This is a genomic window from Candidatus Hydrogenedentota bacterium (assembly GCA_018005585.1).
Taxonomy (GTDB): domain Bacteria; phylum Hydrogenedentota; class Hydrogenedentia; order Hydrogenedentales; family JAGMZX01; genus JAGMZX01.
The window spans coordinates 1-10,188 of the sequence record JAGMZX010000087.1; the positions used below are offsets into that span (position 1 = coordinate 1).

The 10,188-nt window shown below is 62.6% G+C and carries 8 protein-coding genes; 7 read left to right on the forward strand and 1 reads right to left on the reverse strand.

The annotated features are described in order from the left end of the window. The 5 genes from KA184_14705 to KA184_14725 form a co-directional block, all read left to right on the forward strand. On the forward strand, positions 1-864 hold an 864-nt coding region (locus KA184_14705; protein MBP8130826.1), incomplete at its 5' end, for a sulfatase-like hydrolase/transferase. Positions 865-961: 97 nt separating this feature from the next. Next, entirely contained in the window at positions 962-1,873 is a 912-nt protein-coding gene (locus KA184_14710) for a hypothetical protein (GenBank protein ID MBP8130827.1), read from the forward strand. Further along, positions 1,870-2,385 carry a hypothetical protein gene (locus tag KA184_14715; protein ID MBP8130828.1) on the forward strand — a complete coding sequence of 172 codons (516 nt, stop codon included), beginning with the start codon at positions 1,870-1,872 and terminating at the stop codon, positions 2,383-2,385. The genes KA184_14710 and KA184_14715 overlap by 4 nt, the downstream gene beginning before the upstream one ends. A 157-nt stretch (positions 2,386-2,542) precedes the next feature. Next, complete coding sequence (locus tag KA184_14720; GenBank protein ID MBP8130829.1) at positions 2,543-4,939, forward strand: glycoside hydrolase family 95 protein; 2,397 nt, start codon at positions 2,543-2,545, stop codon at positions 4,937-4,939. Positions 4,940-4,969: 30 nt separating this feature from the next. Further along, positions 4,970-6,073 (forward strand): saccharopine dehydrogenase NADP-binding domain-containing protein, encoded by a 1,104-nt coding sequence (locus KA184_14725; GenBank protein MBP8130830.1) that lies wholly within the window; start codon positions 4,970-4,972, stop codon positions 6,071-6,073. 345 nt (positions 6,074-6,418) lie between these two features. On the opposite strand, the gene KA184_14730 is transcribed toward KA184_14725, so the two are convergent. Next, positions 6,419-7,594, reverse strand: a complete 1,176-nt coding sequence (locus KA184_14730) for an SGNH/GDSL hydrolase family protein (GenBank protein ID MBP8130831.1) — start codon at positions 7,592-7,594, stop codon at positions 6,419-6,421. A 131-nt stretch (positions 7,595-7,725) separates the two neighbouring features. On the opposite strand from KA184_14730, the gene KA184_14735 reads away from it, so the two are divergent. Both KA184_14735 and KA184_14740 read left to right on the forward strand, forming a co-directional pair. Then, entirely contained in the window at positions 7,726-9,951 is a 2,226-nt protein-coding gene (locus tag KA184_14735; protein MBP8130832.1) for a tetratricopeptide repeat protein, read from the forward strand. An 8-nt stretch (positions 9,952-9,959) separates the two neighbouring features. Then, on the forward strand, positions 9,960-10,188 hold a 229-nt coding region (locus KA184_14740), incomplete at its 3' end, for a hypothetical protein (GenBank protein MBP8130833.1).

The following is a 10,188-nucleotide window of genomic DNA, read 5'->3' on the forward strand; positions in this document are numbered from 1 at the left end:
GCGCCCCACTTTCCGCTCATTGTGCCGGAGAAGTACTGGGAAGGATACAAAGGCAGAGTGGCGATGCCGGAGATTCCGGAAGGGTATCTCGATTCGCTGCCCCGCAATTACAGGCACCTGCGGATCGGATTCAACATGGAGGATGTTCCCGAAGACATCGTCCGGAAGGGGCGTGAACTGTACTACGGACTCGTGCAATGGGTGGATGAAGAGATTGGCAAGGTGCTTCAGGCGCTGGAAGAGGCAGGATTGGCCGAAAATACCGTTGTTGTTTACACGGCCGACCACGGCGAGAACATGGGGGAACACGGCCTGTGGTGGAAGAACTGTCTTTACAATTCCGCGGCGCGGGTGCCCCTGATTATGCGATGGCCGGGCCGTTGGCCCAGTGGCCAGCACCGGGCGGGCGCGTGTTCGCTCGTGGACGTCGTGCAAACCATCGCGGACGCGAGCGGGACGGCCGTGCCGGAAGATTGGGACGGCACTTCCATGCGGAAGTGGCTCGAAGATCCTGCGGCGAAATGGAAAGACCTTGCCGTAAGCGAGTATTACGGGCACAACATTGCTTCGGGCTGCGCGATGATCCGCATGGATTCCTTCAAGTACGTCTATCATACGCGTCCGGCCGCGAGCTACGCGCCGGAACGGGAACTGTACGACCTGGGTACAGACCCGGGCGAACTGAAGAACCTCTCGGGCATGCCGGAGCATCAGGAACGGATTGCCGCACTGCATGCGCGCCTGATTGAGGAACTCGGCGAAGACCCCGAGGAAACGGAATTGCGTTGCCGGGCGGACTATGCGCGCGGCTATAGTCGCGCCGCCGGCGGCCGAGACAGGCACGGCCGGCGGGATAGAGGCTAGTGATTGCAGGCGTCTGCCGCTTGCGTGCCGCAACTCGCGCGCCTGCGCGCGGTGTTGGAACGCAGGCTGGTCAGGCGAGAACAGGAGGATCCGTATTATGCGTTTGGTTCTAACCGCCTTCATGTGCGCTGTCGTGTCTCTGGCTTATGCCGAACCTGCGAACCTGGCGTTCACGCAGGCAGGTGACGAAACATATACATTCGACACGGGAGTCCTCCGCGGGACCTTGCGCAGCGAGGGCCGGTCGCTTGGACTATCGCCGCTCGAATACGTGCCTACAGGCGCCCGCCTCGACGGCAACAACTACGGGCTCTTCAGCCACTACCGGGTGTTTACTGCCAACAAGCGGTATGGCGCTGGAGCATGGGAGTGGCCAAGCACCTCAGCGCTGCTGCCGGACGGCGCGGTGGAAGTGCGCTGGCCTGCCGCGGAAGGCCGGCCGTTCGCAATGTCCGCCGTCTATCGCTGGAGCGCGCCGGACACCCTCGATTTGACGACGTCTGTCACGGCACACGAGGACTTGAAGGCTTTCGAATCGTTCGTGGCCTCATACTTGACGGAAGCGTTTCCAGCCAGCGTCGTATATGCTAAAGCCGGGGCCGCCGACGCGCCCGCGTTTGAAACGACGGAAAAGGACAAGGGAGACTGGCAGGCGTTTCCGCGCGAGCGCGCCGCGGTTTCGATCATTAAGGATGGACGGTGGGACATCGAGCCCAATCCGGTCGATTGGGCGATCCGCAGCGATTTTGCCGTGCCGCTTGGCTTGCGCCGCAATCCGGAGTCCGGGTTATGCGCCGTCGTCATGGCGTGGCCCGGAGACTGCTTCGCCGTCATGACGCCGCACGCGGGCGAGGGCCATCGCTCTGTGTATCTCTGTCTGTTCGGTCGCGATGTAGCCTCGGGCGAAACGGCCGTGGCGCACGCCCGTCTCGTTGTGCGCGTCTTGAACAAGGACGAGGACGCCGTCGCGCTCTACGGGTCCTTTAACGAAAAGAGACAGGCCCAGTGAGAGGTGACAGCGCACTCGTTCGCATGGCCTTGACGCTTGCCGTGACGTGCCTGCCGTGCGCTTGCTGCCGTGTACAGGACGCGAACGCGGATGTATCGCCGTCGTATCCACAGGCCACGCTGACCGTCGATACAACCGGCCCGTTTGTGCCTTATAGCCCGATGATTCTTGGCGGGTTCCTCGAACATTTTGATCATCAGGTCTATGGCGGCGTGTTTGATCCCGGTTCGCCGCTCGCGGACGACCGCGGCCTCCGCAAGGACGTCATAGCGGCGCTGCAAGAATTGAAAGTGCCCATCGTTCGCTGGCCGGGCGGATGCTTCGTCAGCGGTTACCACTGGGAAGGGGGCGTCGGGAAAGAACGCAAGCCCACGGACGACATGGCGTGGGGAGTGATCGAGCCGAATACGTTCGGGACGGACGAGTTCATCGGGCCTTGCCGGGCGGCCGGCTGGCAGCCGTATATCTGCAACAACGCGGGCAACGGCACTATCCCCGAAATGCGGAACTGAGTCGAGTACTGCAACGGCGTTCAGAATTCCTATGCGCAATTGCGCGAAGACAACGGGTTCGCCCAGCCGCATCAGGCCGCGTTGCGCGGCTCGCTCGGGTCTATCCTCGCGGCGTAGCGCTGCCTTTTCGATGCGGCGCAGAAGAAGGAATAGCCAAATGCTCTTTCACATGCTCATTCTCGTCAGCGTGCTGGTGTATCCGGCTTTTCCGGCTGCGGCTCAGGATCCTTCCAGAAGCGACACACTCTGGTACGCGCAGCCGGCGGAAAAATGGGTGGAGGCGTTGCCGGTGGGTAACGGCCGGATCGGCGCCATGATTTTCGGCGGCGCGCCGAAAGAGCGGTTCCAGTTGAATGAAGAGAGCCTCTGGGCCGGCGCGCCGTGCGACGTGTATCCGGACGGTTATCGCGAACACCTCGCGGAAGTGCGGCGACTGGTATTGGCCGGAAGAATCGACGAAGCGCGCGAGTTGGGACTGAAAACGATGACCCAGTCCCCGACGTCGTTCCGGTCCTACGAACCCCTCGCCGATCTGTGGATAGAAGCGGACCACGGGCCTGACATTGCCGGCTATCGCCGGGAACTCGTGCTGAATACCGGCATCTCCACGACCACGTATACCGCCGGGGGCGTGACTTATGTGCGCGAAGCGTTCATTTCGGCCGTGGACGATGTGCTTGTCGTGCGGCTGTCCGCGTCAGAACCGGGAAACATCAATGCCCGAATCTGGCTGACCCGCGAGAAGGACGTGGCCGTTACCGCGCCGGGCAACGACATGCTGCACATGGACGGGCAGGTTGTCGATATCGCCTCGCCCGAGGGTTACGACGACAACGCGGGCGGCTCCGGTCCGGGCGGTGCGCACATGCGCTTCGCCGGGCGGCTGCGCGCCGTGACACAGGGCGGTCAAGTCCGTGGCGATCGAGACAGGCTGGTGATTGGCGGGGCCGATGAGGCCCTTCTCTTGTTCACGGCCGCGACGGACTATTCGCTCGAAACGATGAATTTCGACCGCTCCATCGATCCAGGGAAGACCGCCGATGCCATTCTGGAGAAGGCTTCCGGCAAGCCGCGGCAGCAACTGCGCGCGGACCACGAGCGCGAGCATCGTGCCTTGTACGAGCGCGTCACTATCGACCTGGGTACGAGCAATGCGGACGGGTTTCCCACGGACCGGCGGCTGGAGCAAGTGGAAGAGGGCGCGCCGGACCCGGGCCTCGTGGCGTTGTATTTTCAATACGGGCGCTACCTGCTCATGTCCAGTTCGCGCGCGCCGGGACGATTGCCCGCGAACTTGCAGGGCATCTGGAACGACAGGATGTGGGCGCCGTGGGAATCCGACTATCATCTGAACATCAACCTGCAGATGAACTACTGGCCCGCGGATGTCTGCAATCTACCCGAAACGGTTGAGCCGCTGGCTGGATGGCTTCGCGGACTCAGCGAGCGCGGCCGCGTTTCCGCGCAACGTCTGTATGACGCGGACGGCTGGGTCGCGTTTCACGCCACGAACCCCTTCGGGCGCACCACGCCCTCGGGTTCGAACGCGGGCTCGCAATTCGACAACGGCGTGCTCGACCCGCTCGCGGGCGCGTGGATGGCCATGACCCTGTGGGACCACTACACGTTTACCATCGATCTCGAATTCCTGGAAAGCGAAGCCTATCCGGTCTTGAAAGGGGCCAGCGAATTCATTCGGGACTATCTCGTCGAGCACGGCGGCATGCTTGTCATTGTGCCGTCCACATCGCCGGAGAACTCCTATATACATCCGGAGACGGGCGAGCCTGTACGCATCACGTGGGCGTCGACGCACCACATGATGATCGTCCGCGCAATCTTCGAGGCGGTTATTGAAGCGTCGCGTATTCTCGATGCCGATGCGGATTACCGCGATGACCTTAAGGCCGCCCTTGCCAAGCTGCCGCCGATCAAAATCGGACGCAACGGCACGATTCAGGAATGGGTCGAAGATTATGAAGAGCAGGAACCAGGCCACCGGCACATGTCACATCTTGTCGGGTTTCATCCTCTCGCGCAGATAACGCGGCATGACGCCGCGCTCTTCGACGCGGCGCAGAAGACCATCGAATACCGTTTGGCCCACGGCGGCGGGCACACCGGCTGGAGCCGCGCCTGGATCGTCAACCTCTGGGCGCGCTTCGGCCAGGGTGACCGTGCCTGGGAGAACGTGCAGGCGCTGCTAGCGAAATCCACGCTGCCCAACCTGTTCGATACCCATCCGCCGTTCCAAATCGACGGCAACTTCGGCGGGACCGCGGGAATCGCGGAGATGCTGCTCCAGAGCCACGCGGGCGAGGTGGAATTGCTGCCCGCGCTGCCTGCCGCGGTACCGGACGGCAAAGTCACCGGTCTGTGCGCGCGCGGCGGCTTCGAAGTCGCCATCGAATGGCGGGACGGCGCGTTGCGGGGCGCCCGAGTCACATCGTTGCAGGGGCAGCCGCTGCGGATTCGCTACAAGGATTTGACGGCTCTTCTTGAAACGGCTGCTGAAAAGGTGCTCGAATTTGATCATAATCTTCAACAATTGTGAGCGTGTACCGGGACTTGAAGGTCAGTGCACATGAATTCCACCCCCGAAATCCTCGTACTGGGCGCTTACGGGCTTGCCGGGCGCGCCATCGTTCAGCGGCTGGCCGAAAGAACCAATTATTCAATCGCGGCGGCGGGCCGTAGGCACGACAAGCTTCAACGCGTTTTGAAAACGCTCGACAGCCGGCGTGTCCGCGTACTCGTATTCGACGCGACAGACGAAACCCGATTACGGGGGGCCTGCGCGAGTGTGGCGTTCGTTATCAACGCCGTAGGCCCCTTCTCGCGCGACGGCACCGCCATTGCGCGCACGGTGATCGAGTGCGGCAAGCCCTATCTCGACTGCGCGAACGAGCAACTGCACTATCGCAACCTTTCCGCGCTCGATTCCCTGGCGCGCGAATGCGGCGTGCCGGTGATCACCGCGGCCGGCGCGATTCCGGGGCTTTCGACACTGCTGATTGCGAATGTCCTGCGCCAATTGCCGGATGCAACGGACGTGGATTGCTGCTGGGCGCAGTTCCGGCACGCATACGCGGATTCCGGGCTGGCTTCGATGATGGGCGGCATACTCGAAGCCGTGGACCGGCCCGTTGCACTGCATCTGGGCGCCCCCGCGCCCGTGACCATTGGCGGGTTGTCTCGTGACTGGGATATGCCAGCGCCCTTTGGCAGGAAACGGTTACTCGAAGTGCCCACCATCGACACATTGACGATTCCTTGCCGTTTCCCGCTCCAGGAATTCCACACCTGGTTCTACATGGGTGACCTGCCCACGTGGCTCCTGGCGATCGTGCGCGTCCTCCAGCCCGACAAGCGGAAGTGGGCTTACAGGCTCATCGAGCAGGTCATGCGCCGCGTCAATGACCGCGATACGGCGAAAACCATCGCCGCCGGTGTGGGGCCCGAATGTCTGCTGCAGGTCGAAGCGCACGGCGCGGGTCAAACAAAGAAGGCCTCGATGATGTTCCGCGACGGCGCGGTTGCTACGGCGTGTCTTCCCGTACACATCGCGGACCGCTGCCTCCGGGGCGGGTGCGGCGAAACAGGCCTGCTTACACCGCTGGATGTCGTGAGGCCGGAAGAGATGAAAGTAGTGGCTGATGGCGCGCTGCTCTGCTCGGAAGCGGTATAACCTGAAATAAGTTGCCAGGCCGTGCTGACTCCCGAGACTATTCACATGGTTCTGTAGCTCGTCTGGACTGGAGGCAAAGACTACTGTCTAAAAGGGGTACGCGCGATGAACGCGTTGCGAAGATTGAGGATGCCCGTAATACCGTCCAAGATACGAGAGCGCTGAGCACTGAATCCCCGCAAGAAAAGGCTCTTGGGGTAAAGGAAGCTTCATTTTCCGGGCGGGAACCGATTGAGGGACAGGGTGTGGAAGTAAGCATGAGTTCACGTGTCCGTGCTTCCCTGTCATGTCCTCGCGTGGGCATGGTGCGCGGACGTGAAACGCGACTTGGACTCAAGATTCCGGCTAAAGGAAGATGCGGCGGATCTGGGCCTCGTAGGCCTGGACAAGGATGCGGTTGCCGTCAGGGTTGAGGTGGCAATGGTCGTTGAACAGGGTCTCGCCGGGAATGCCGTGGGGTTCCGCGGCGTTGACGGCCGCCTCGACGTCGGCAAGGGGGACGCCGTATTGCGCGGCGAGTTCGCGGATGATGCCGTTCTCGATGTCTGAGGTTTGGTGGCGCGTGGCGCGGCACAGCACGCGCTGCGCTGCGCGGCGGCCGTCTTCGTACCGGCCTTGGCGGAAGAGCGCCAGCGCCTCTTCGTAGGCGGCTCGGTCGGGTCCGAACAGGTTGGGCCGCATCAGGTTGGACGGAACCGTGCCGATGACGATGGGCACGCGCGCGTCGCGGCACGCTTCGATGATCGCGGCAAGGTTGGCCCGGTACGCGCGCATGCGCGCTTCTTTTTGCGTGTCGGTATAGATGTAATTCCAGGTCTTGCCGGTGTCGGGGGACGATTCGGCGAGGGCTTCCTGCCGGCGGCGCGCCTCTTCGATCGCGCGCAGGCGCCGGGCCGCTACGCGGTCGCGGATGAACCGGTACAGCGCCGAGTGGCTGAGCATTTCCTGCAGCCAGACGGTTTCGCGCCGGGCGATGGCCAGCTGGTCGAGTTCCTCGAATTCGTTGTGCCCCGAGTAGACCATGACAAGATCAGGTTGATAGCCAAGCACCTCGCGCGCGACGAGGACAAGCCGGTGGCTTCCGTAGGACAAGCCGCCGCAGTTGATGATTTCCGCGGCGTCGATGCCCGGCAGCGTGCCGGCGAGGCGCTGCGCCAGCAGCGGAAACTCGTAGTCGAGATAGTTGACGGAAGAGCCTCCGAGCGCGAATATGCGGAAGGTGCGCGGTGGCTTCTCCCGGCGGAAAGTCTGTGCGCGGAAGGAAACGGTCTTGTGCGGGTTGGTAACCATCATGGCGGGATTGCCGGGCTCGGGGACAAAGAGCCGGCTTTGTCCGGTGAATCCCTGGCCGATATCGACGGTCAGCGGCGGATGCCAGACTTCGTGGAAGCGCGCGGCCGTTTCCAGCAGGCCCAAGCCGGCCAGCACGGGAATGATTATCAACAGAATCGTCTTTGGCAGGCTGGCGCGCGGGCGGTCCTGCGGTGACGAGGCAGTATCGGAATGCGGAGAGGACGTCATGTTCGTTCCTTGCGCGCCGATTATGCTAAATGCCATGATTCGAAACAATGCAGGCGCGGTTGCCGCCGCCCGAACCATCATCATGACGGAGGTCGAGGACCGCGGCGGCCGCCCTTTTCCGGGAGACGGATGTGGATTCTAAGTTGAACGCGGAAGCAACGGGTTCATTGCGGCGTTCATGGGCATGGGTGGTGCTTGGCGCAGTTATCGTTGTCGGGGCGCTGGTGCGTGTACACGGCATCGCGACCGAATCGGTGTGGTGGGACGAGTTTACGAGCATCATGCACCTGGCCCCACCCGCAGAATGGGAAGCGGACCCGCATTACACGCAATGGAACCAGTCGGTAATTCGCGAAACGGCGCCGAACTTGCTCGCGTTCCTGAAACAGAACCGCACGCTTGACCCGGCGACTATGCCGATGTACTACATGCTGGAATACGGCTGGCACAAGTACGTGGGCCGCACGCCGGGTTCGCTGCGTTGGATTTCCGTCATTTTCGGCACGTTGCTGATCCCGCTGGTCTATTTCTTCGGACGTGACCTTGTCGGCAGGAATGCAGGCCTGATCGCGGCGGTGTGCCTTGCCCTGTCGCCGATCCATCGCCAGTTTGCGCAGGAAATCCGCATGTACGCCCTGATGACGCTGCTGTCGCTGCTGTCGGCATACACGTTCATGCGGCTGCTCCGGGGCGGCGAGCGAAGATGGTGGGCGTTGCACGGTCTCTCGAATCTGCTTCTGTTCTGGACGCATCCCTTCGCTCTGCTGCTGCCCTTCGTGGAAGGCGTGTTCTGGCTTGCGTTCCACACGCGGCGCTTCCGGCAACTCGTCGTGTGGGGCGCCATGAACGCCGTGCTGTTCGTCCCCACCGCGGTCTACATGAGTTCCATTCGCTTCTGGGCCGCGGATACCACATCGGGCTGGCTGAAACTTCCGTCGTTTGTGGAGTTCATCGGCGACCTGTTTGCCGACGACTGCGCGGGCATGACTTGGCAGTTGGCGCCGTTACACATGAAATGGGCGCCCCTGGAAACGACTTGGCGCATGTTGGCAGGGCCTGACGTCGCGCGGGTCATCGTCTCGGCGATGATGCCCGTGGCCGGCCTGACGCTGGCGGGCTTTCTTCTCGCCGCCGTATGGTTGTGCGTGGCGTCGGCAAACCGGAGAGCCATGACGGGGCCTGAACTGAACCGCGAGCGCGTGGGGGCGTGGCCGTTCTTTCTCGTACTGTGGTGGTTGCTTCCGGCGGTCGTCATCTATGCGATTTCCGTGACGTGGCGGCCTTGCATCATGCCGCGCTACACGCTGCCGAGTTCGCTTGCCCTGTATCTCATACTCGGCGGGGCCGTGGCCGCGTTGCCGGCACGGTGGGGCCGCGCGCTGGCATCCGCGGCCGTGGTTGCTGCCTTTGCCTACCAGCAGATGCTGGTCTTCGCGGGACCGCGCCATCCGGACTACCGGGGCGCAGCGGTGCAAATCCGTGCGGAGGGGCGCTCCGACGACCTCGTTCTTTCGCACCACTGGCTGTGGAAACGCGTACTCGCCTACAACTTCGGCCCGTCTACGCAGGTGGTTTCCTACGCGGATGACTGGGACACACTGGCGGAACTGTGCGCCACATTCCTCGCGCTCCAGTTGCCGTCGCAGGACGGAGAGGGACGGACTCGCGGCGTCTGGGCCGTCATCATGCGTGATTATTTCCAGTCGGGCGGCGTGGTTCCGTTCGAGCAGGAATTGCGGCGGCGCGGTCTGGAATTCGACATGGACGAGTACGGCGGCATTCAGCACGTGCTGCTCTATCGGGTGTGGCGAGGTCCGGCGGCCACGACGGGTATCGAGGCCGGCTTGCCGCTGAACGAGGACCTGCCGAAGGAACTGGGCGACCTTGCCCTTGAGTTCTGGCGTTACGGGCAGTACCCGGTCGCGGTGTCGCTGTGCAAGCGCGCGCAACAGGTCAAGCCCGATTATGCACGGGCTTTTTCATACGAAGGCATGGCCCTGAAGGAAATGGGAGACAAGGAGGGGGCGCTGACAGCCTTTCGCCGCGCCGTCGAACTCGACCCGCATGGCTATCCTTGGGACATCATAAACATCGGGAACCTCCTGCTGGACCTGGACCGGCATGATGACGCCATCGAGGTGCTCAATCAGGCGCTCAAGGAACTGCCGAACGATTCCTGGGCCCATTCGTGTCTCGGGCTGGCTTATCTGGGCAAAGGCGAAGTGGTTTCGGCAATTGCCGCGCTGCAAAAAGCCATCGAACTCAATCCGAACGACGAACGGCCGCGGCATTACTTGGAAGTGGCGCAGGAGATGCTTCAATTACAGCAACCCGCGGCCGCGGCGCCCAACCTCTGAGACTGCCCATGAAACGTATGCTTCGATTGGGCTGCTTGGCCGTCTTCGTCGTTCTGTGGCTAATTGTCGGTGCTATTGCGTTCGAGGTCTACCACGTCTACCGCTGGCGGCAGATCGAAGAGAATAACGTGTACGTTCGCGCCCGCTACGGTGCCATACCCTGGCCCACAGCCGCTCAGGACGTGTTTCAGGATCAGGCTCGGCTCGCGGAAATGGAGGCCCAGGCGGCAGCGCACG

Bases quoted from the DNA above. Each gene is read 5' to 3' on its own strand.
- KA184_14710 (MBP8130827.1), top strand. From the start codon at position 962: ATGCGTTTGGTTCTAACCGCCTTCATGTGCGCTGTCGTGTCTCTGGCT.
- KA184_14720 (MBP8130829.1), top strand. From the start codon at position 2,543: ATGCTCTTTCACATGCTCATTCTCGTCAGCGTGCTGGTGTATCCGGCT.
- KA184_14725 (MBP8130830.1), top strand. From the start codon at position 4,970: ATGAATTCCACCCCCGAAATCCTCGTACTGGGCGCTTACGGGCTTGCC.
- KA184_14730 (MBP8130831.1), bottom strand. From the start codon at position 7,594: ATGACGTCCTCTCCGCATTCCGATACTGCCTCGTCACCGCAGGACCGC.